The following is a 21,246-nucleotide window of genomic DNA, read 5'->3' as shown; positions in this document are numbered from 1 at the left end:
CGTTCCGCCTGTGGAGGAGCCGATATGCTGCCCAGCTGTGGGAAGAACCGATGTGTCAACTCTCTATTGTGGCCGACGGAGGTCACGAATCGAGGTCTAAATTGACGTCCAGTTGGTCAGATCCAACCAAACTTGTTCAGGATCTCCATATTCGTTGTACTTTGGGACATGTTGTACAAGCGTGGTACTTTCAGAGTTTCCATCGGCCACGTTCTGACTGGCAATAAGACTCTCAGCCAAACATATTCTAATAATTCCACAGTTTAAAACTAGAAAGATATATAATCGGCCTATGGATAATGAACTTCACCACAAAATGAATGTGATCGCTGGTTATCCATGACTTTTCGGATGCACGTTCGTGACGCATCTTCTGGTCTGGATACCAGTAGAAACAAACGACGGAAGACGACAGTGTGATTTCACTCCGGTTTTGGGCCGGAGTAGCGCTTCTATCCCCTGTTTGTGCGTTCATTTGCTGGCGTAATAGCACCAATGCACTCTCCGGATCCCTCCACAATTGACCTCGAACGAACCGATACCCAGACGACTATGAGGACTCGAGTCACTCGGCATATACTCACGGTTACAGCCCTCCTTTCGCTCGTTGCCGTTGATCCCGTACTCGCACAGGATAGCGTTGTCTGTGAAGCTGAAGCCCTCCCCGGAATGATCTCGGGGTTCTTCCAGATAACGACCGCACTCGGGATCATGGGTCTGGTCGTTGTGTGGCAGGCTGACTCGCTCGTCGAGATGTTCACGATGAACGTCGATCAGAAACGCGATCTCAAGCAGCACAAACATACGGCGTTGAAGTCAGCCGTGATCCTGGTCGTGCTTGGGCCGCTGTACACCGTTGCTGGATCAGTGATGGGGCTCCCGCTCGCAGAGTGTGTGAACCTCGTTCCGTGGTAAGACACCCTCGAGAGAGTAGTCAATGGCCCTCCCCGTTCGAACGGTTACACTCGTCGCGATGCTGGTAGGTGTGGTCGTGCTCGTCAGTGTTGGTACGATCACCACTGCGAGTTCCGACCCTGAGTCGAACACAATCAGCATTAGTCACGATACACCGTTGGATGAGAACGAGACGGCCACGCTGTGGTCAAAAGAGCCGAATGAGTGTCTCAGTAGTGTGGAATACCAAGAACGGTTTGGCACCACCCCAACGGCGATGCAGGAACTGGCTACCTGCACCGATATCACGTTCAGTGCACCACCGGATACGGCTGCACGGTGGACGAGTGCGGATTTCGAACACCTCGAGGCGGGTGACACCGATACATCCGTCTATCCGTCCCATGCGGAGCGAGTGGATTCGGTAGCGATCGCCGATGCACACGCGACCATCTTCGCTCTCACACCATCGACGAAAACGCAGTTGGATCCATCCGAATCTGTCCATTACATCGCACCAGAAGGCGAACTCCGTGGCTTCGTCGATTATCGAGTTCGCCTCGAGCCGCCAACCGTTCACGAGAATCAGACCGTCGAACGGTCACTCGTGCGGAGTTCCATCGAGGAGGTTCGGTTGAGACGCAACGGGGAAGTGCACACCCGTATCGATGGGACACACACGCCAGTCCTCGATTTCGATTTTGAGCGCGGTGGCTCGGCAACGCTGACGCTTGAGGCGGATATCGCGACCACGCTCGAGGAGGCGACGACGATCACCAACGGCACCGAGCATACCGAGCGGAGGGTGATCGAGGACGAAGTCACGGTCAGCCAGGATATCGACGTCGAGGTGTACGATCTACGGGCATCGGTCTACCATGCCAGATATCCGGATGGCGACACCGGCGTTGCGATCTATACCACCCAGCCGTGGCATGGCTACACGCTTTCAGCAGATGAGGAGGTGGGCGTCCGTGGTATCTGGCGATACTACACCGCTCGAGATACGGACTGGGATGAACTCACTCGAGCAACTCGAGAAGGCCAGGAGACGGTCGCCTCCACTGCACGACCGGTATTCGTCTACGCCTATCCGTCTGCGATTGGGCCACGAGTCGAACCGATACGCGATGGCCCAGAAATCCTCGAAGTCTGGGGACGAGAGCGTGACTCTCCTGAACCCGCACTCCACGAGCACGTCGAGGTAGACGTCGTGTCTGGCACGTACACCGAATCCTCAGGCCTTGCCCTTCGATATGATGCGATCGACCGAGACGACATTGCTGTGGAGGGAATCGTCCGTGGCGTCACTGCGGAACTCTTCGAACCTGATGGGGGTGGCGAACGAGAGATTCGAGAGAGCGAGCTTTCCATCGAACGCATCGACTCGAACGCCACTGAAGCAACGTTCCTGATCGAGCTTCGTGACGTCGACTCGGGCTATCCGATAACGCTCGAGAATTGGGATGATGATTCTCGGTTATCGATCATAGGGCAGGACGCTCGAGCAGGATACATCACCGTTGGCGATCAGGTTGTTCGAACGGATCTGTCTGGCCGTGTCGAAGTCACGGTTACCCAGCCAGGCATCTACACGGCAACGTATCACCCAGGCTCGTGGCGCTCACACCAGCCAGCCTACCTCGGAGACTCGGCAACCGACACGTGGCACCCCCTGGAAACGACAGCTGGATGGTTCACCCTCCTGGTTGACGTCATCCGGTATGCCCTCCCGTTTGCTGTCGCTCTCTACGCTGCAACACGCATCGGAACCTTCCTGAAAATCAGAGACGATACATTATGACTATAGAACAGCGGATTTGCCGACGAACCGTCCTCACTGGAGCAACAACCGGACTCGTGGCCGCCCTCGCAGGGTGTGCGAGTCGGAGTGATTCGGCGGATCAAGATGATCACTCGGATTCGAAGATTAATGATGAGAAGAGTGGCCCAATTCAGTCCGTTACCGTCGATGAGACACAGTTGGTCATCGATCTCGAGCGCGATGCAACCACACGATTGAACGTCATCGATCCCGCTGGTGAGCTATTTGCCTATCGAGATATCGAGGCAGGTGTTACCCGGACGAAGATTGAACTGGGCTTTGAGTACACTCCCGGTGCCTACGAGTTCATCGCACTCTCTGGTGATGAGACAATGGGATCGGTAACGATGACACTCGAGCCGAATCTCGAGTTTGTCGATCTTCGGTTGGCTCGAGATCATCCAGAGGAGATGTACGAAGGGGCTGGTAGACTGGCTAAGGATGGTGGGGCAATCGTGATTCTCGAGAATACCGGTTCTGCCCCAACTGCAGTTACTGCTCTTCGTTTTAGGGGTGATGTCCCACTTCCGACAGACAGTAGCTACGACGAGACTGGAGATAGTGGAATATATGATATTGACGACGACTTCATTGGAAATGCTGATGCGATTATAATCCCATCTGGAGAAACCGTTCGCGTTTTTAGCAGTACTCTCCCGTTCTCTTCGTCGAGGATACCGAATCAGTGTGAGACCGTTGGCGAAGGAGGACAGTTTACTATTGAACTCACAGCACCCCATTCATCTGAGAATTCGACCATCGATTACGATATTGACTACCTAACCTCGGACGTGGAAGGCTGTCAATTAGAGATAGAGGTTGCTACGTGATGCTTGCCTGGTCACTCTCTGATATCGGGATTAAGTGGTTCGAGGATGCAGTTGACAAGCTCATCGAATGGTTTCAAGAGGGGCTAACAGACGGATACGATGCCGTCACTGCGCAGATATTCGGAACCACGACACCAGAGACAGGTGGTGCGTTCGTATTTGGGCAACCAACGAACGCACCCTGGGAACAGATCTATGAGTCGCTTGTGACTGGCGACGTCATGATCATCTCACTGTTGTTGCTGGTGATGTGCGTTCAGGGCCGACACGCGATCCGTATTTTCAATATTGGAAGTGTATACGAATCCCGAAAGGCTACACGGAGTGCCTGGACAGGCGCGTTCTTGATTGTTACTTGGTACTGGATTGCTGTCCTGGCACTCTATCTTGTAGACGGGTTTACTATCGCATTGATTCCGGATGTGTCGGCACTAATGGTTGCGGTCGGATCGTTCCTTGATGCGACACTTTCCAACCCACTTCTCGCATTGTTCTTAGCCGGGATCGGAGCCCTGGCGATGTGGGTTCTCCAGGCGTTATTCTTCCTGCGAGAGATCATACTGTACATCTTCATCTATGCAATGCCGATCGGGATTGCCCTCGCGTACGGGAACCTTCCTGTGGTCTCTGAGATGGCTCGGACGGTCTGTATGAAGTTCGTTCCCCTCGCAGTGATGCCGATTCCAGTTGCACTGTTGTTCAGAGGATACGACCTACTATTCGGAGAGGGCTCGAGTGGAGCGATTGCTCCAGAGAGCAACTTTTTGAGCTACCTCATCGCCGTCACGCTCCCCATCCTGTCGATCATCATCGTCTGGAAGCTGTTCAAGTACGCCACGCCGATGACCACAAGGATCATTGGTGGAACGACGAAGGCCACGATGACTGCAGGGGCTGTCGTCGGCGCTGGGGCGATCGCTGGGCCTGCTGCTGCATCCTCGGCCGCAATGTGGGGGCCAAAAGCTGCAGCGGGCTACACGGTCGCTTCGAAGATGCGTGAGCGTGGATCATCTGGGCCATCCTCGAGTACTAGCACTCACTCGAGCCCTGGAGGTAGTCAAACGACTCACGACAATATCGCGAGTGACGCCTACGGACAGGAAGGTATCGAGACGTATCGACGAACAGAGAACGATCCGGGGTACTACTGATGGCTCGAGAACACGGTGCAGCTGGACGGCGTATTATGGATGAACTGGGCGAACAGAATCGGATTCCACTGCTGAATATCGCAGAGGGCGACGTCTACGTCTTGCTTGGGTTTCCCATTGTGGGACTCCTCGTTGGTGGGTTCACCGGCCTCGATGGGGTCGTCCTTCCGTTCGTCCTCCTCGGGGTTATCGTTGGCACGGCCATCGTCTATGCCTCACCGAGTCATCTCCCTGCCTCGACGTGGCTGGCAGACGTCTATCGATACTACTGCAAACGGCCTCGATTTACCTACAGTTCCGAGACGGCTGAGGAGTCGGCAGCGTCAACAACCGAAGGCGGGCTTGTGAGCTACACGCCGTTTCAACCCGACGAGCGAACGCAGGATCTCACCAGTATCGAACGCGCCTGGCCAGGTGCCGGTGCCATAGAGCGGTCTGATGGGGCGATGGAGGCCTTCCTCGAGATCGATCCTGGAAACATGGACTTTGCTATGTCGGGCGATTGGGCACAGATCCAACGACTGGGTGAAGAGTTCGCCAACAGAGAGCTGGATTTCCCACTTACGTTCCACGCGACAACCCGACCATTCCCGGTAGAGACGTTGATCGACCAGATCGATGACCGACTCACTGACGAAGACGTCGAGCAGAATCCAGTGTTCGAAGCATTGCTCGAGGAGTATCGAGAGAAACGCCCCCGTGAACTCGCTGGCACACACCAACTCCGGTTTTTTATCGGCGTCGAAGTCGCACCACTCGAGGTCTATAACCGGTATCAGGACGAACGCTCGCCAGCGGAGAAGCTCACCTCGTTTCCGGTGATCGGCTTTCTCTTCAATCCGTTCGTGACTCGTCGAGAGAACATGGCTGATGCCGAGCTTCGAGCGGCGATGTTCAGGAAACTCGAGAATCGATGTCGAACGATTCAGGCGGAGTTCATCCAGAAGGTTCCTGGGTGGTCTGCCCGACGGTTGAGTACGGTCGAGTTGTTCATCCTCGCAACGGAGTTCTGGAACGGCGAGCAACACGACTATGATGAGACAGCGGACGCGGTTCGTGAGTACCCAATACTCGGTCACCAACGGAGGGAAGAAGAATGATCGCTCGAGCTGCGTTCATCGGGTTCCTACTGGAGCTTTCATCGACGCTTCCGGATCCATCGACACAGGCTGGATTCGCCCTCTACATCGGTATCACTGCGCTGGTGACGCTGCTCGTGAAAATCGGATGGGATCGATGGCAGACAGACGACGTCGAGGAAGTCAAACTCAGTGAGCTACTCGAGGAGTCAACACTGAACGAGGGTGTCGAGGAGGGGGCGCTTCTCGATGACATTGCTGAGCGCCACCAGAATCTCGTTGCACCGGCGGCGATCGAGTGGGATACGCGTACCGCTCGTGTCGGTGAGCAGTGGACGTCGACGCTCTACATTGCGGAGTATCCAGACTATCCGAAAGATGGCTATCTGAACGAACTCTTCGAACTGACCGACGTCGAGTTCGACCTCACCGTTCATCTCCGACCGCGAAACCAAGAGCAGGCTCGAGACGAACTGCAACGAATTGCCGATGATCTGCAGGTTGATGCCGATCTCGAGCGGAGCGTGCGTGGCTCTTATTTGCAGGATCGGGCAATCGCGGCCAGGTCGACGTACAAAAGTGTCGAGAACGGCAGCCGCGTGTTCGACCAGGCGCTGTTCATCACCGTACGCGCAGATACCCGAGATCAACTCCGAGAGAGCGTCCGCACGATTCGGAGCCGGCTTCGCGAACAACCAGCTGGCCTCTCACCGAAGACAGCGATCTGTAAGCAGGATCTCGCGATTCAGGCAGCATCCCCGATCGGCACGAATCCCTTTGGACGCGAGGCAACCGCACTCGGCGGGGCTGTCGGTGCCCTGTTCGCTTCACTCCACAACGCGACGATTCTCGAGGACGGCGGCGTCGAATTCGGCTCACACTGGAAGAATCAGAGCCCGGTCGTGATCGATCCCTTCGCTCGAGAGAACGGCTATGCGATGTTCACGATTGGCGATCCAGGCTCTGGAAAGTCGTTTGGCTCGAAGCAGAACTTCATCCGCTCGATCGAACAGAGCGAAGATCGAATCGGGATCATCCTCGAGCCGTTGAACAACTGGGCCGGTGTCGCCGAGGGACTCGGGGGTGAACGAATCACCATTGGTGGGAATATGGGGCTCAATCCACTCGAGCTCAAGCCCACACCCGAACGCGTCCAGCGAGCGATGGGAGAGGATGCGAGCCCATACCGCGAGAAACTCGATAGCGTCATGAGCTTCTTGACGAACTACTTCGCCCACCGGGGAATCCAACTCGGCGATCGACGAACGACGCTCGAGTTGGCGATCGAAGAGGCGTATAGAGAGAAGGGAATCACGGACGATATCGCAACCCACCACAACGAGAGCCCGACGATGCGGGACGTCATCGATATTCTCGTCGAGATGGTCGAAGATCCATTGGCCTACGTCGTTCGAACGCACAAAGAGTCGATCAAGATCGGCAACGATGCAACGTGGTTAGTCGACCAGTTACGCCCCTTCGCCGCAGGTGGTCGGTATGAGAATCTCGGACGTGAAACTGAATTCGATATTCGCGACGAGAAGGTGATCTACCTCGACCTGGCTCAACAGGAAGGCAGCCTCGGTGGGAGCACGAGTCTCATCATGCAGTTGTTGATCTCACTGGTATATGAGCGTGCCAAGGAGACCGACAAAGAGGTCGTCTTCGTCATCGACGAGGCCCGCTACATCATGCAGGATGCGGCGAGTCTCGCATATCTCGAGATCGTGTTTCGCCACCACCGTCACCACAATCTGTCTATCAGGCTCGCCACCCAGACCGTCGACGAGTTCTTCCAACACGCAGAATCCGAGGCGATCATCGATCAGTGTGCCATCAAGCAGTTCCACCACCTCGATGGGATGGACAGCGAGTGGGCAGACGAATTCGGCCTCAACTCAGCACAGATGCGCTTCGTCCAGGAGGCCATGCCGGGGAGTGAGCGAACAGGCTACTCTGAAGCACTCGTCGGCGTCGATGGCGAGTGGCGCGGGATCGAGGTTCGAGCCATGGAGAACGAAACGGCTGTTATCGATTTCGACCCGAAAGCAAGGGGTCGGGATTCACTCCCACACAGGGCCACAGAGACGGTGGATTCTATCGCTGACCGTCAACGGGGTGACGGTCAGCAGGACAAAGCCTTCTCTGACTGATTCCCATGATAGACGAAACAGCAATTCCAGAAGCGATGCGGGCTCGAGACCAGTGGCTCTGTTGGCGAAGCGAGAAGCGAAATGGAAAGTCAACTAAGATCCCGATCGATCCACAGACCGGGGCTTTCGGCTCTTCGACGGACGATAGTACCTGGAGGGATTTCGAGAGTGCCCTCGAGTATGTCCACGCGGGGGGCTGTGACGGAATTGGATTTGTGTTCACGGAGGATGATCCGTACGTCGGGATCGATCTTGATGACTGTCGAGATCCGGAGACAGGACGTCCGGATCCCGAGATGAAGTCGATTGTCCAGCAGCTCGATTCGTATACCGAAGTCTCTCCGTCGGGGACTGGGTATCACGTCATCGTTGACGGTGAACTCCCACCAGGCAGGAATCGGCGCGGTAAAATCGAACTCTACGATCGTGCTCGATATTTCACGGTGACTGGCGAACACGTTCCTGGGTTGCCAACGGAAATCGAGTCCAGGCAGCCAGAACTCGAGATGGTTCATCGTGAGCACGTCGATCAGAATTCGAGTGGAGGAGAAACCTCGAGGAGTGATGAGAGCGTCTCGAGTACTCTCTCAAATAAGGAAGTCCTCAAGAAAGCGCGAGCAGCCTCCAACGGTGAGAAGTTCGAACGGCTCTGGAGTGGCTCGACTGTCGGATATGACAGCCACTCAGAGGCCGATATGGCGCTCTGTTGTCTGCTGGCGTTTTGGACGGGAGGTGATCACCACCAGATGGATCGACTGTTTCGACACTCTGGGTTGGTTCGAGCGAAGTGGGACGATGTCCATTACGGCGATGGCAGTACCTATGGGGAACGGACGCTCGAGCGTGCTGTTGAGCATACGAGCGAGTTCTATGAGCCACGGGTTCGAGACGGGAAAACGGATCAGAGGGCCGGAAGTGAGCCATCGACTACACGACACCAACAATACCTCGAGAAGAAGAACAAAATCCTCGAAAAGCGGGTCGAAGAACTCGAGGCCACTCTCGAGGAGAAGAACCAATTGATTAGTGAGTTTGAGAGGAGTGTCAAGCGAAACGACGAAATTCAGGTTGGTAATTCGAATAGTGGTGAGAAAAGAAGACGCCAGTCAGATGCGGGACGTTCGCTCTCGCTGTGGCAGAAGGTATGGCGGCAGGTTTGTCCTCAAAAAGAGTGATGCAAGAGCGAGTCTTGTATCGGTCTTGAGGTAGAAACGCCGAAAATGCTTGCAGACACCGGCCGGCCGGCGTTATTCGGAATTTGGAGGGGGCTATATCACCTCCCAGATATTTTCTACATACTGACTCCCACTTTTGCCGAGAACGTCGTAGAGTTCACATAGGGATGGCAAGATCACATCTCGAGACAGTGCTGAATATATTATGCGGTGGCAAATTATATGCGTCTTCAGCTCTTGTTTGTACACAACTATGAGTTCGGATGGTGACTCAGACCGGCCACCCAAACTAGCTGAGGAGTGGGAACAGCAGAGAGAAAAGCAGTCGACGAGAGAGCGCGTGTACGCCGTTTCACTTCAATTGTATGAACCAACGCGTGTCGCAATCGTTGCAGACCGAGCAGACGTCTCAAAGGAAACCGCCCGCGAGTATCTGCGGTGGTTCACAGAAATCGGCATGCTGACTCACGATGGTGAATCTCCGGATCAGTTCAGTCGAAATGAGTCATACTTCGAATGGCGTCGCATCCAGCGTCTCCAGGCACATCCTCCTGAGAAATTAGAAGAGGAGCTAGAGCAACTTACTGCCACCGAGCGTGACTACCGTGACCGATACGACGCTGACGGGCCTGGAGAGGTTGACGCCCTTGAGCACGCGGACTACACCGATCTCGAATCGGTCTGGATGGAGCTCCAGGAATGGCAGACGGTTCGGCGACGGATTCGAGAACTCGAGCAAGCACGGCAAAACCAGAACGGGAGTGCGCAAGCTCCGGCGTGATTTCGTGAAATGAATACTGACGAGAAGACGCTTGATGAGGCACTGTTGCGTAAAGTTGCTCAGAGACTCGGTGCATTGACGCTAATCGACACTGTCCGTGTGTTTCCACGACAGAAACCAGAGTCAGTCGTCGCACAGTTTGACGATGTATACTTCCCTGAAGAGATACGCCGCGTTGACCTCGGGCTTCGAACTTATCAAAATGGTGATTTTAACGTGATTTATCGAGAGGTCAGGTCGGGTGGAGACTGGATGGTCAGATGGGATCGCCACGACAACCCACACAATACTCGAGATCACTACCACCAGCCACCACAGGCCCGGACAGAGGATGCCGTTGACAGAAAATACCCTACTGACTTTTTCGATGTCGTAACGATGGTGTTAACAGAGACTGACATCCGACTTGGTGAAGTCTGGGAACACACCGAACGGTGATTGACTCCCTACGATCTCTTGTGTCTCGGTGCGAGCAGCATATTCCTCATTAACCCGGATTCACGCCCTCATGAACCATTTTCGAAGGCCAGGATTCCCACACAGATTGAGACTTGACTGAGATTCAAGGTTGATAACCTCAATTAGTAAAATCACGATTTAGATAATTGGCAGGATTATCTCGAAGGTTCACATACACCTACTGTGACATCCTCCCCGTCGTGAACGACGGGGCTTCCCACACGGTGGGAATGCCAGTCAGTCGTCGTCTCCAGAACCTTCGGTTCTGGCGGGCTGCACGAGACCGTCGGTCTCGTGAACGCTGGCAGTGGGTTTCGACTCCTCGTAGGTCGTGAGTGTCATCTGCGCTGGTACGCTCTGCTCACGGTGAGTCGTGGCCGTGTCACAACGGCTCCCGTCCTGTGGCGAGTCATCGCCTGCTTGTTTCCACGGCAGGCTCTCTCTCATCGACGGTCGTAGCCGCTAGTTGTGCTGCGGAATCTATTGCCTGGTCAAGCGTAAATTCCTGCTGGCTGATCTCCTCAGGGAGCTCGTCTCTACTGTTTCGCTGTTCGTCATACTCCTTTTGAGGCATCACGTACATCACGATCAACGTCTCGTCTAATGCAGTTGCCAGATTATATCCGACGGTGATAGGACGTTGTGGTGCCTGATCAATATCGACCGCTACAAGTACTGACATGCTATCGATACGCCTTGCTAGAGGATAACACTATAGACAGTTTTTAAAGCGCGAATGCATCACTAATTCGTATTCAAGCCGGAGAGCTACTCCGTCCGTCAACGTGACGAGATGCGAACATCTCTGTATTTCGAACGGCGACGCCTCGGTTACTGTGCTTTTCTGGCTTCTTCGACTTTCGCTTCCAGAAGTTGCGTTATCTCTGTAGTCGGCACCGCTTGACCGTACTTGATTTGTATGGTCTCTTTTCCGGTTTTGTACCCTTTTTCTTCGAGCATTTTGCGGTCTTCACTCCGAAGGGCGTCTGCACCAATGCCAAAGGTAGCGTGGTTCTTGAACGCGGTAAACCCAACGTGAGTGCCGTGAAATGTATAGAACGGCACGTTGTAGCTTATTCCTTCCTCTGCTTCTGGAACAGTCGATTTGATAATCTCGCGGAGTTCTTCGAGCGTCGGACGGGCTTCTTTGTCCGCATTGACAATGTATGAATCGACGTCTGTTGGCTTTGACATTCCACAGTCACCGTGATCCCCATAATGGGTCTCTCCTTCTTAATGAACTCGGCAAGTCCCGCGTGAACCGTCTCTTGAGTGACGCTTCGCCTATACCACCTAATATTTAGGTCACTCTGGAGAGATCGTGTTCAGACTCTTTCAAGAGAACGAACGATCTGCAACTCCTGCTTTCACGTTGGCATCCACAGGGCGTACAGTATTGCAATCAGCCCGGACACTTGACTCAGCTGTGATGTCACGATGACGGCTGTCATGGGGATAGTTGGAAATGCCCAATACAGGAGGAATATACAGAAGGGAACGGCAAGCACAAGCACGAATCCGAGGGCGATGAAAAACATCGGTCGGCTGTCGTTCCGTTGATAGCCGCGGTAGGCCTGGTACGCGATGAACACACCGATAATCACGCTCAGGATCTGGGTTGCTTGCTGGAACAGAATTACCCAGTCCGGTGGCATCGCAGGTTCCAAGAGTTGCAGGATTGGAAAATTCATCTCACATCCCCTCGATTAACCTGGTGAACCGGTCGGCAGGATCTTCGCGGCGATCTACAGGCGGTTCAAGGCGAGTGCCTCGGGGCTTGACCCCGAGATGAAGCCGACAACGCCTAACCTATCAACGCTAATCCATACCTTTACAACACCCGAGTCCGTCGATTAGGGTATGGAGAAGTCGCTTACGAAGACACTCGTCTTCCAACTTCAATCCGATAACGGGCGACTTCTTTCCGAAGCGTACCACGAAGCGCGTTGGGTGTACAACCAGACCATCCAATTAGCGAAAAACGGGATGGACTGGGACGACATCTCACCACGTCTTGAAGACGAGGCAGACCTCGTGAAGAACACCACGCAACGCATTGTCGCTAAAGCACTTGATGCACTTCAGCAGTCCTACAACCGCGACGACTACAACACACCCAGTCACGAGAAAACTGGGCCATACCCGTTGCGAATGAACTTCACTGAAGGCTACAATCTCACACGCAAAGACAACGGGATACACTACCGAATCAGTGCCAAGCCGTACAATCCGGTGAAAGGTACACTTCGTGGCGCACCAGACACCCTCGAACTCCTCGAACACGCCCTCGAACGTGACGAGTGGCGTATCGGAACCGCCGAAGCGATGGCACGCAACGGAAATCACGAACTACACGTCAACGTTACTCATCTCGAAGCCACGGTTCAAGACAAACACGACGCTCAGACCATTGTAGGCGTAGACATCAACGAAGATTGCGTGGCTCTTTCAGCCCTTCGTGAAGATGACATTGTTGATTCGGTTGTCATCGACTACCCCGAAATCAAGCAAGAACGTCATCGATACTTCACGATGCGCAAGCGGATGCAAAACGCTGGCCAGACAGCGTTCGACCGCGTGTTCGAGGACAAAGAGGAACGATACGTTCACGACCAACTCCACCAAGTCTCCCGGCGAATTGTGGAGTGGGTTCAGCAATTCGTGTCGCCGCTCGTTGTGTTTGAAGACCTCAAGCATATGCGAGATTCGATTGATTACGGTACTCGGATGAATCGTCGGTTGCACTCACTACCGTTTCACAAACTCCGCTCGTTCGTCACGTACAAAGCGGCGTTCGAGGGGATTCCAAGCGATGACATCGACCCGGCGTACACCAGCCAGACGTGTTCTTTCTCAAAGTGTGAGCATACGACTCGGTCGAATCGCCGGGAGAAGCGGTTCAAGTGCAACGCGTGTGGTCGGCAAGACCACGCTGACCGAAACGCGGCAGTGAATATTGCGAAGAAAGGATTGGAGAAGTTGAATCGAAATGTGCCTGCTCTCAACACGCTTCCGGTTGTTCGGAAACTGCGACGGCAGGCATCGGGCTGTGTGAACCAGCCGACCGTGACCCACGCAACCGTTCGAGGCCACCAAGCCGATGGTCGCGTGGGAGTGTCCGATTAAACCACGGGAAGCCTCGGGGCTTGACCCCGAGGCGGTTCACTTGCAGCTCCAACTGTCCGTTCTGGAGTTCCACTGTGAGTCGTTCGAAGTTCGTCGCATACATTGTTCGATGATGACCGCGATCAGGATCCAGTTGTGTCTGTTCGATGAGCAACTTACACGCTCGAAGATCCTCTAACCGCCGATAGATCGTCGGTTCAGAGACCTCACAGCGTTCGCTCAGGGTAGTTGCTGACATGGGTTCGGTACTGGTCTCAGTGAGGATTTTCCGCGCTGTCGGATCTTCCAGCACGGCCGCAATACGTTCGACATCGTCATCCTCACTCACGATACTGTAGTTTCGACCCTACTCTTTTAAAGAGATTACCACCGCTACAGGGGTTGAAGTCGTGCTCGACCGGTTATACACAACCCTCCCGTTACTGCATCCATGGCAACACACACCAGTTCCGCAGATTCGAGCCGGGTGCGCCCGTCATCACTCGGAGGGGTTGCACTCGTCGTTGCAAGTATCGTATTGAGCGTCACGTCGTACGGGTCTCTCGGGAGTACCGTTCGAATTCGATGGACGTACGGAACCTACCACCACTACGGACCGGAGTATCTCTCGACGCTCCCCGTGCTCGTTGCGTTTCCGGTACTTGTAGCGGTTCTGTACCTCTGTACTCGATGGATCCTGGAGTACGTGCGACAAAATAGCGAACTCGAACGCTTCGACGAATTCCGAACCATCTACGACATTTTCGTGCTGTTGATTCTCGGAGGTGTCGTCACAAGCCAACTCATCATCATCGTTCTCAACCTGTGATCCAAATGGCCCGAACTACCTCAACACCCGACACCATCAACACGCACAATCTCTCCGAGTTTCTGGTTATACTGACCACGCTCGTCCTGGGATTCAGCACCATCACGTATCTCGCAGACATACACATCGTCGCTGCTGGGCCACTCTATATGTTCACGCCCGCAATTGCCGGGTTAATCGTGTGTCTGCGCAATGGAATCTCGCTTTCGAGTGTTGGCCTCCGCATCGGTAGTCGGCGATGGCTCGCTCTTGCTGCAGTGTTGCCACTCCCGATTCTCGGGGCAATTACTGCACTTTCACTTGGCGTACCAGGTGTATCGTTTGACTCCTCGCTCGACCTTCCAGCACACTTTGGCCTCCCTTCTGGGCCGTTCTGGACGCTCGTCGCGTTGGGCGTAATTGTCGTCGTCGGGGCAACAGTCAACGGGATCCTCGCATTCGGTGAAGAGTTCGGGTGGAGAGGCTACTTGTTGTGGGAACTCGCTCCACTAGGCTTCTGGAAAGCGTCCCTCGTAATCGGAACCGTATGGGGGATCTGGCACACCCCGCTCATCGTCGCCGGGCACAACTATCCGTCGTTTCCGTTTATCGGAGTCGTCGCTTTCACGATCACCTGTATCGCCATGGCACCGCTGTTCACCTATCTCGTTATTCGCTCCCGGTCTGTGCTCCCTGCAGCCATCTTTCACGGCGTATTCAATGCGGCCGGGATCGTCGGATATGCTGGAACTGATAATCCAGTACTCAGACAACTCGTCGCCAGCGAAGGTGGGATAATCGGCATCTCCGTTCTCACCCTCATCGCACTCCTGATTGCGATCACAGGAACACCACGCTTGACCCGCGACTTCGCCACGAATACGGCGATAACGTCACGAGACACAACACATAGAGCGTGTCGGCGTACTGTAACTCACAATCGCCGGTAACGGACTGCCACGAACCGGAGTTGTGGTTCCACAGTTCAATCTCGCCGGCGAATTCGCCGTATCCATCGACGCCGAGGACGTCGTAGATCGTTTGGTCTGGCGGATCAGAGAATCTGATAGCATACGACGCACCTGGCTCGAGGTAGAGATCCGTCGGGCTCGGTGTACTTCGAGGTCGTTCGTCCGCTCGATGCGAGTGCGGATGGCCACACGATGTTTCGAGAGGTCGAGGCGGGCATCGATGGTTCGTGAGACGAGCTATTGGGATTGCTATGACTGGTGACGAAGGATGATGAGTACGACACCGAGTAACGCCCCTAACGAGATTACCAAACGTCGGCGACGAATCCGGCACGGAGACGATCGAGTTACTCGCCGACGGCGCGGTCGTCGATGACACGAACGTGACGCTTGCGGGCGGTGAGGAGACGACGCTCGAGTTCGTCTACGCGTTCGATGCCGAGGGTGAGTTCGATGTTGGAGTCGAAACGGTCACCACCGTCTCCGTCACCTCCGTCGAGCCGCCGAAAGACGATGGAAAGGACGACACGAGCGACGACGATGACGATAGCGACGTAGAAGACGACCATAGCGCACAGGGAGAGGCCGACACGGACGACGACCCATCCGGCCTCGGCTTCGGCCCAATCATCGGCCTCGTCGGGGCTCTCGGTGGAATCGGCTACGTGCTTCGACACCGACTCGCCGAGTGACTCTAAAGATATGTGTAATCGCTGATGTACGGCTGACCCAACTCGCCGTTGTCATCGGTACGCGCTTCCCTTGTATCTCTTTGTGTGGCTGCCGAGGGCTGCTCGAGCGATCCACTGTTCAGTAACCAACCCACCAATAACCCGTTCCAGTGCTGGTGTTTTATCGAGACCGAACTCCCCGAGAAGCGAGTACTACTCCAGTCTCATTCCTTAGACGGTTATTGAAAAACTGTATATTTCCCCTTTTGACGCATTTTTCTGCTATTCCCGCCTTCAAAGGATAGAGGATGGCCGTCTAAGGAGTACCTTTTTGCGGTTCCACTTCGAAGGAATACCATGAGCAACTCTTCAAGCGGGCGAAGACCCCGCGCAACCGACGAAGACATCCTCACGGTTCTCCGTTCGACGGAGGATCCCGTCTTGTCAACGGCTGAAATCGCCGACCATCTCCCGATCGAACGACGAACGACGCTCGACCGACTTCGCGCCCTTGAGGATCGAAATCTCGTTCAGAGTAAACAGATCGGTGGCCGGAACACGGTGTGGTGGCTCACAACCACAGACAGCGACAGGTGCGCGATCGCCGACGACGATCCCTTCTTTTCCAAGGGAGCGCTCTTCGCGTCTGATGAGCCCGTTGATGAAGACGAGATTGATGACGTTGTTTACGGCGAACTCGAGGGCTGACGCGTGTCAGGGCCCGGCACGACACCACTGTTCGTTGACACTGGGGCGTTTTACGCCCAGTATGATGAGAAAGCGCCACGCCACGATCACGCGAGTGCCGTCTTCGATGCGATCGCCGCCGGACAGCTCCACTACCGACCGCTGTATACGACGTCGCATGTCCTCAGCGAACTCGGAACGCTCCTGATGCGAAAACGTGACCACGCGGCCGCGGTACGAGGCCTCACTCGGATCCGTGAGTCGCCTGCCTTCACCATCATCCACCCAGATGAAGAGGAGTTCGCCGCGACGTGCAACCAATTCGAACGGTACGATGACCAACAGATCACGCTGGTCGATCATCTGACGACGGTTCTCGCGGACAAACGAGGCATCGATCACGTCTTTGCGTTCGATACTGACTTCCGCACCCTTGGCATGACACTCGTCCCTGCCGACGTACCGCTCCCAGATCAGTGACGCCCATCCTCGCGAACGTCTAGCTCCAACTGGTGTCCTACTGGGTGGCCAACCGGCTGGGTCGGTCGATCGATATGCCGCGCAACCTGGCCAAAAGCGTCACTGTCGAGTGAGGGAGACGTGATTGGTACTGTAGGGTGGTCGTGGCGTGAGATCGCTGGCGACCCCGGAATTTGGTAGAGAAGTACGTGAGAGGGAGAGGGAGGTTATTCAAGAATGTCCATGGTCACCCGAAGACGTCAGCTGTCTCCGGTAGTGTGTGCTCACTCGAGGTGCCTGTCTCAACGGGGATCGCTGCGTCTACCGGAATGATCAGTCGATGTTCGGTGTACTCGAGGCCGTTTGTTTGCTCGGTGCGTTTGCGGACGGCCACCCGATTGTTCGATAGGGCGAGGAGGGCGTCGATGGTTCGCGAGACCAATTCTGGGGCTCGCTAAAACATATAAACGAACGCAACCCGACTAGAGCACTATGACGATCGTCGCCGGTGAAGACATCCTTAGCGGGGAACCTCGGATCGAGGGAACCCGGATTGGCGTCCGACACATCGCCGGGAAAGTGGTCAGTGGTGGGCAGACCCCAGCGTATGTCGCTGACCAGTACGATATCTCGCTGGCCTCCGTTTACGAAGCCCTCTCGTATTATTATGCCAACATTGAGGAAATGAGAGCCTTCGAACAGGAAAACGCGGAGGCGTTTGAGCGCGTGCGCAACGATGCCTTGCAGCCGAAAGAGCCGGTCTCGTGACCGAGAGTATTCATCTCTTGCTCGACGAGCACGTCGGGCGGATTTTCGAGCATCTCCATTGAGAGCGTTGGATTGTGAGCAAGCCCACGTGGGAACCTCAGGCTCAGATATTCTCTACTGAGGAGTGTTCAAGGGCGTCTTTTACTCCGAAAAATCTCTGTATCGAGTGATTGGTTTCGTGCCAACACTGTCAGTGCTTCTTCGATGTAAGCAGCTTTTTCGAGAATGCGAATTTCGTCTCGCGAGGAGACGTTCACACCTGGCCCTCCAACCGGTTCAGCAGCGAATCAAACCGACGCATACGCTCCTCGTGGGTTTCCTCCTCTTCTGGATACGAGTTCTCATAGTCTTCTTTGAGGTGTTCGCGGAGGGTGGGATTTTCGATAATCACGTAGCCGTTTTCGAGCGCCGCCAGGCCAACACCAGGGTGGATTGCCTCGAGGTCAGCAACATCGATGGCGTCGGTTCCAAGTGCATCAGTGAGTGAGACGATGAGGGAGATGCGTTGCTCGAGTCGTTCATCTGGGCCGAGATCAGACTCAAACGCGACGGCAATATCGATATCACTTTGGTCAGTAGCCGTCCCGTGAACTATCGAGCCGAACAGAACCGCGAGGCGAACCGGATACCTTTCGAGTACACGGGTGAGACGTTCGAGGTCGATTTCACTCTCGAGAGGTGTGTTTCTGCCGTGATCTGAAGGCGGTGTCGACCCCATTACCTCGAATGTACACAGGGAATCGTTAAAATCGTTTGACTCGGTCGGGATGGCATTTGCAGATCGGTTTGGATTTCCGTGGATAGTCGTCTTCGGTTGTTGGTTTGGGTGTCTCGTCGTGTGACTGCCGCAGACTGCTCGAGCGATCCACTGGCCAGTAATTAACTCACCAACAGTCGACTCGAGTGTGGGTTTCAGTGATTCCTGTGAAATGTAGTTCCTCTCTCGAGGGTGGTCACGCAGGGGTGTCCATGGTCATCCCCGGACGCCAGCTGTCCCTGGTGGCTGAGTGTGCTCACTCGAGTCCCCAGTCTCGCCGGGGAACTCTGCCTTGTTGTTCCCAACCATATCATATATTGTGTTGTGGTGAGTAACAACAGTCGATAGCTGATGACGATGACGGCGCTACCCTCCTCATCGACGTGACGAAGGACTTTGGCGAGACGTATGCCGAAGTACAGGCGTGGGCAGTTCCGTCATCCGGTCGGTATCCAGACGGGGTAAAATACTCGATGCAGTATGGCAACACTGGTGCTGAAACCATCATCCGATACGATAACTTCCCGGATCACCCCGGGACAACACCTCACCACAAACATCTGCCGAACGGTGAAACAACGGATATCGAGTTCAGCGGTCTGGAAGCACTCTACGACCGATTCAAACAGGAGGTGTGTGATCATGGAGAACACTGGTAACCAAGCTGACGGCGACCGAACAATGTACATCCGATTCCAGAGCGGCGATGAAGGTGGGCTACGAGATGCCCTTCAAGCGCTCGATCGCGGTGAGATACCAGAGCCTCATTTCGAGGTGATCTTCGACGATCCTGACGATATCCATCGTGTCACCCGTCCAAAAAACCTGGAGCTCCTCCGGACGATAGTCCAACACGAACCAAAGAGTATTCGCGAGGCAGCCCGGCTCGTCGACCGTGACGTCCGCCAAGTTCACACCAACCTCGAGGAACTCGAGTCGCTCCATCTGCTCCGTTTTGAACAGGACGGTCGGAATAAGCAACCAACTGTCTGGTACGACTCCCTTGAGGTGGATCTCCCGTTGCACGTTCCTGATGTGACTCGAGACGAAGCGAACGCATGAGGTACACGTCAGAACGTTTAATTCTTGAAGAGAAGACTATCAAACGTCATCTTCTGCGAGGCGATCAACGAACGATCGCCGTTCTTCGAGGCGAGATGCTTCCGAGTCCTCGACTCGGTTTTTGAGGCGGCGCTGATCGCTGGCTTTGACCGTCTCATCGCCATGGAGAATCGTCCCCTCCTCGAGGGAGCGTTCAGCAACCATCATCGTTATAGGTATGAATATGGTATGAATATGTATGGACGAAGCAGAGAAACGGAAGGTTGGCGAGCGTGGGCAGGTGACCCTGCCAAAGCGTTTTCGTGAGGCGTTCGGTATTCACGGCGGTGATGAAGTGACGATCCGTGAAGAGGGCGATAAGATCGTCATCGAGAAACCGGTTTCGCGTGGAGAGCTTGCCGAGGGATACCGACGCCGTGCCGAGCACCATCAAGAGCTTACTGAGGAGATGGCCAGTGTCTCTCAGGAGGCGAACGATCAGCTTGGTGAGGCCCCCGAGTGGGAAGAGTAGATGGGCACACATATTCGCCGTGGCGATATCGTCATTGTGGCACTCGATCCGACCCGCGGCTCAGAACAGCGTGGCACTCGACCCTGTCTCGTCGTCCAAAACGATATCGGCAACGAGAACGCCCCCACCACCATTGTCGTCCCTTTCACAACGGCTTTTGATGATGAGCTGTATCCGTTCGAGGTGCTCGTCTCGGCCGATGAGTGCGCCTTACGCGAAGATTCAATCGCACTCTGTAGCCAGCTCCGAACTGTCTCGATCGAGCACCGAATCACCGACGTGATCGGCTCGATTCCCGACGAACGACTATCTGAAGTCGACACGGCGCTCGAGTACAGTCTCGGGTTACAGACGGTTTGATTGACGCACGACTTGTAAACTCTCGAGTCGTGGGTTTGCATCGAGTCTCGTCAGTGAACGCTGAAGGCTAATGGCAAGCTCCAGCGCTTCCCGCACCTGGATGTTGTACTCCCATTCCTCGATGATTTCGAGACGCTCACGCCGATCGTCGGCCGACAGCGCTTCACGGCCAATACTCTGGCGAAGTTCCTCGAGTGTCTCGACCTCGTACGTCGACATCCACGAGTCGATTTCGTCACCAATCGCACGCAACTCATTGGTCAGTTCGTCTACGGAGTGTTCTTCTGCGAGGGTACGGACGTCGCGGAGAAACTGAGTGACAGCGTCTGGCATGTAGCACGTGCCGTCAGCTGTCTCGACAACCTCGAGCTCGCCCTGGTCGGCCATCCGCTCGAGATATTTGACGGCCGTATCCCTCGAGACGTCGGCCTCCTCGGCAATCCAGCCGGCGTTTCGTGGCATCGTCCGAGTCAACGCGACATGCCTGACGCGGTCGCCAGCATCCATCTCCGCAGGCCATGCGCGTGAGTGATCGCTCATTGCTCACACTACATCCCACGAGAACTAATAGTTTAGTATCTATCCCAATTATGTCGTGTGATGATGGCCACAGCAGCTGTGACGACTTCCTCAACACCCCGATCTGAAGGATGGGGTATTCGCCTTAACCGTCGACAAAGGTGGCTGCTCTCCACTCGAGGTAGTGGAAATACGATGATCTGTAGCCGTGGACAGTCGTC

General features: G+C 54.9%; 26 protein-coding genes and 2 pseudogenes. 20 read left to right on the top strand and 8 right to left on the bottom strand.

Going from position 1 to position 21,246, the window contains the following annotated elements; genetic code table 11:
* Positions 1–495 precede the first annotated feature (495 nt).
* From NGM68_RS00620 to NGM68_RS00580, 9 genes are all read left to right on the top strand, one after another.
* Entirely contained in the window at positions 496–915 is a 420-nt protein-coding gene (locus NGM68_RS00620; protein ID WP_484549503.1) for a DUF7985 family protein, read from the top strand.
* 22 nt (positions 916–937) lie between these two features.
* A complete protein-coding gene (locus NGM68_RS00615; protein ID WP_425493592.1) occupies positions 938–2,698 on the top strand; it encodes a DUF8186 domain-containing protein in 1,761 nt (586 codons plus the stop codon).
* Positions 2,695–3,549: a hypothetical protein gene (locus NGM68_RS00610; RefSeq protein WP_252699728.1), complete on the top strand. Its 855-nt coding sequence runs from the start codon at positions 2,695–2,697 to the stop codon at positions 3,547–3,549. Before NGM68_RS00615 ends, NGM68_RS00610 begins: the two co-directional genes overlap by 4 nt.
* Positions 3,549–4,700, top strand: a complete 1,152-nt coding sequence (locus tag NGM68_RS00605; RefSeq protein WP_252699727.1) for a TrbL/VirB6 family protein — start codon at positions 3,549–3,551, stop codon at positions 4,698–4,700. The genes NGM68_RS00610 and NGM68_RS00605 overlap by 1 nt, the downstream gene beginning before the upstream one ends.
* Positions 4,700–5,800 (top strand): TraC-like domain-containing protein, encoded by a 1,101-nt coding sequence (locus NGM68_RS00600; protein ID WP_252699726.1) that lies wholly within the window; start codon positions 4,700–4,702, stop codon positions 5,798–5,800. The genes NGM68_RS00605 and NGM68_RS00600 overlap by 1 nt, the downstream gene beginning before the upstream one ends.
* Entirely contained in the window at positions 5,797–7,932 is a 2,136-nt protein-coding gene (locus NGM68_RS00595) for a VirB4 family type IV secretion system protein (RefSeq protein ID WP_252699725.1), read from the top strand. Before NGM68_RS00600 ends, NGM68_RS00595 begins: the two co-directional genes overlap by 4 nt.
* Before the next feature lie 5 nt (positions 7,933–7,937).
* Positions 7,938–9,107: a phage NrS-1 polymerase family protein gene (locus NGM68_RS18290; RefSeq protein ID WP_425493591.1), complete on the top strand. Its 1,170-nt coding sequence runs from the start codon at positions 7,938–7,940 to the stop codon at positions 9,105–9,107.
* 205 nt (positions 9,108–9,312) lie between these two features.
* Entirely contained in the window at positions 9,313–9,888 is a 576-nt protein-coding gene (locus NGM68_RS00585; protein ID WP_425493590.1) for a DUF7342 family protein, read from the top strand.
* 9 nt (positions 9,889–9,897) lie between these two features.
* Positions 9,898–10,326, top strand: coding sequence for a toxin-antitoxin system TumE family protein (locus NGM68_RS00580; protein WP_252699722.1), 429 nt, complete (start codon positions 9,898–9,900; stop codon positions 10,324–10,326).
* Positions 10,327–10,756: 430 nt separating this feature from the next.
* Here NGM68_RS00580 and NGM68_RS00575 read toward each other — a convergent pair whose 3' ends face one another.
* The 3 genes from NGM68_RS00575 to NGM68_RS00565 form a co-directional block, all read right to left on the bottom strand.
* Positions 10,757–11,029: a universal stress protein gene (locus NGM68_RS00575; RefSeq protein ID WP_252699721.1), complete on the bottom strand. Its 273-nt coding sequence runs from the start codon at positions 11,027–11,029 to the stop codon at positions 10,757–10,759.
* A 149-nt stretch (positions 11,030–11,178) separates the two neighbouring features.
* Positions 11,179–11,541 (bottom strand): iron chaperone, encoded by a 363-nt coding sequence (locus NGM68_RS00570; RefSeq protein ID WP_252699720.1) that lies wholly within the window; start codon positions 11,539–11,541, stop codon positions 11,179–11,181.
* 173 nt (positions 11,542–11,714) lie between these two features.
* Complete coding sequence (locus tag NGM68_RS00565) at positions 11,715–12,038, bottom strand: DUF7521 family protein (RefSeq protein WP_252699719.1); 324 nt, start codon at positions 12,036–12,038, stop codon at positions 11,715–11,717.
* A 169-nt stretch (positions 12,039–12,207) separates the two neighbouring features.
* Here NGM68_RS00565 and NGM68_RS00560 point away from each other — a divergent pair, with 169 nt between their 5' ends.
* Positions 12,208–13,473, top strand: coding sequence for an RNA-guided endonuclease InsQ/TnpB family protein (locus NGM68_RS00560; RefSeq protein ID WP_252699718.1), 1,266 nt, complete (start codon positions 12,208–12,210; stop codon positions 13,471–13,473).
* 37 nt (positions 13,474–13,510) lie between these two features.
* On the opposite strand, the pseudogene NGM68_RS00555 reads toward NGM68_RS00560, so the two are convergent.
* Positions 13,511–13,801: pseudogene (locus tag NGM68_RS00555) on the bottom strand (helix-turn-helix domain-containing protein); the annotation flags it as partial.
* 102 nt (positions 13,802–13,903) lie between these two features.
* On the opposite strand from NGM68_RS00555, the gene NGM68_RS00550 reads away from it, so the two are divergent.
* The 5 genes from NGM68_RS00550 to NGM68_RS00530 all read left to right on the top strand — a co-directional run bounded on the left by NGM68_RS00550 (position 13,904) and on the right by NGM68_RS00530 (position 17,069).
* On the top strand, positions 13,904–14,281 hold the full coding sequence (locus tag NGM68_RS00550) for a hypothetical protein (RefSeq protein ID WP_252699717.1): 378 nt from the start codon (positions 13,904–13,906) through the stop codon (positions 14,279–14,281).
* A gap of 5 nt (positions 14,282–14,286) precedes the next feature.
* Positions 14,287–15,210: a CPBP family intramembrane glutamic endopeptidase gene (locus NGM68_RS00545; RefSeq protein ID WP_252699716.1), complete on the top strand. Its 924-nt coding sequence runs from the start codon at positions 14,287–14,289 to the stop codon at positions 15,208–15,210.
* A gap of 404 nt (positions 15,211–15,614) precedes the next feature.
* On the top strand, positions 15,615–15,923 hold the full coding sequence (locus NGM68_RS00540) for a hypothetical protein (RefSeq protein ID WP_252699715.1): 309 nt from the start codon (positions 15,615–15,617) through the stop codon (positions 15,921–15,923).
* 336 nt (positions 15,924–16,259) lie between these two features.
* A complete protein-coding gene (locus NGM68_RS00535) occupies positions 16,260–16,610 on the top strand; it encodes a winged helix-turn-helix domain-containing protein (protein WP_252699714.1) in 351 nt (116 codons plus the stop codon).
* A 3-nt stretch (positions 16,611–16,613) separates the two neighbouring features.
* Complete coding sequence (locus NGM68_RS00530; protein ID WP_252699713.1) at positions 16,614–17,069, top strand: type II toxin-antitoxin system VapC family toxin; 456 nt, start codon at positions 16,614–16,616, stop codon at positions 17,067–17,069.
* A 226-nt stretch (positions 17,070–17,295) separates the two neighbouring features.
* Here NGM68_RS00530 and NGM68_RS00525 read toward each other — a convergent pair.
* A pseudogene (locus NGM68_RS00525) lies at positions 17,296–17,499 on the bottom strand (DUF8008 family protein); the annotation flags it as partial.
* Between the two features lie 41 nt (positions 17,500–17,540).
* On the opposite strand from NGM68_RS00525, the gene NGM68_RS00520 reads away from it, so the two are divergent.
* On the top strand, positions 17,541–17,816 hold the full coding sequence (locus NGM68_RS00520) for a DUF433 domain-containing protein (protein WP_252699712.1): 276 nt from the start codon (positions 17,541–17,543) through the stop codon (positions 17,814–17,816).
* 253 nt (positions 17,817–18,069) lie between these two features.
* Here the strand turns inward: NGM68_RS00520 and mntA are convergent, their stop codons facing one another.
* Entirely contained in the window at positions 18,070–18,534 is a 465-nt protein-coding gene (gene mntA, locus NGM68_RS00515; RefSeq protein WP_252699711.1) for a type VII toxin-antitoxin system MntA family adenylyltransferase antitoxin, read from the bottom strand.
* A 422-nt stretch (positions 18,535–18,956) separates the two neighbouring features.
* Between mntA and NGM68_RS00510 the strand changes: the two genes are divergently transcribed.
* Positions 18,957–19,232, top strand: a complete 276-nt coding sequence (locus NGM68_RS00510; protein ID WP_252699710.1) for a toxin-antitoxin system TumE family protein — start codon at positions 18,957–18,959, stop codon at positions 19,230–19,232.
* Complete coding sequence (locus NGM68_RS18285; RefSeq protein ID WP_425493589.1) at positions 19,216–19,635, top strand: HVO_A0114 family putative DNA-binding protein; 420 nt, start codon at positions 19,216–19,218, stop codon at positions 19,633–19,635. Before NGM68_RS00510 ends, NGM68_RS18285 begins: the two co-directional genes overlap by 17 nt.
* A 39-nt stretch (positions 19,636–19,674) precedes the next feature.
* Here the strand turns inward: NGM68_RS18285 and NGM68_RS00500 are convergent, their stop codons facing one another.
* Positions 19,675–19,839, bottom strand: coding sequence for a hypothetical protein (locus tag NGM68_RS00500; RefSeq protein WP_252699708.1), 165 nt, complete (start codon positions 19,837–19,839; stop codon positions 19,675–19,677).
* Positions 19,840–19,873: 34 nt separating this feature from the next.
* Between NGM68_RS00500 and NGM68_RS00495 the strand changes: the two genes are divergently transcribed.
* Together NGM68_RS00495 and NGM68_RS00490 are read left to right on the top strand one after the other, a co-directional pair.
* Positions 19,874–20,146, top strand: coding sequence for an AbrB/MazE/SpoVT family DNA-binding domain-containing protein (locus tag NGM68_RS00495; protein WP_252699707.1), 273 nt, complete (start codon positions 19,874–19,876; stop codon positions 20,144–20,146).
* On the top strand, positions 20,147–20,506 hold the full coding sequence (locus tag NGM68_RS00490; RefSeq protein ID WP_252699706.1) for a type II toxin-antitoxin system PemK/MazF family toxin: 360 nt from the start codon (positions 20,147–20,149) through the stop codon (positions 20,504–20,506).
* Here NGM68_RS00490 and NGM68_RS00485 read toward each other — a convergent pair.
* Positions 20,492–21,046 carry a DUF7342 family protein gene (locus NGM68_RS00485; protein WP_252699705.1) on the bottom strand — a complete coding sequence of 185 codons (555 nt, stop codon included), beginning with the start codon at positions 21,044–21,046 and terminating at the stop codon, positions 20,492–20,494. The two genes, NGM68_RS00490 and NGM68_RS00485, sit on opposite strands and share 15 nt — an antisense overlap.
* Between the last annotated feature and the right edge of the window lie 200 nt (positions 21,047–21,246).

Origin of the sequence: Natronosalvus vescus (assembly GCF_023973145.1) — an archaeon.
Taxonomy (GTDB): Archaea; Halobacteriota; Halobacteria; order Halobacteriales; family Natrialbaceae; genus Natronosalvus; species Natronosalvus vescus.
The sequence above is the reverse complement of the archived record's forward strand: the minus strand, read 5'-3'. Positions and strand labels throughout refer to the sequence as shown.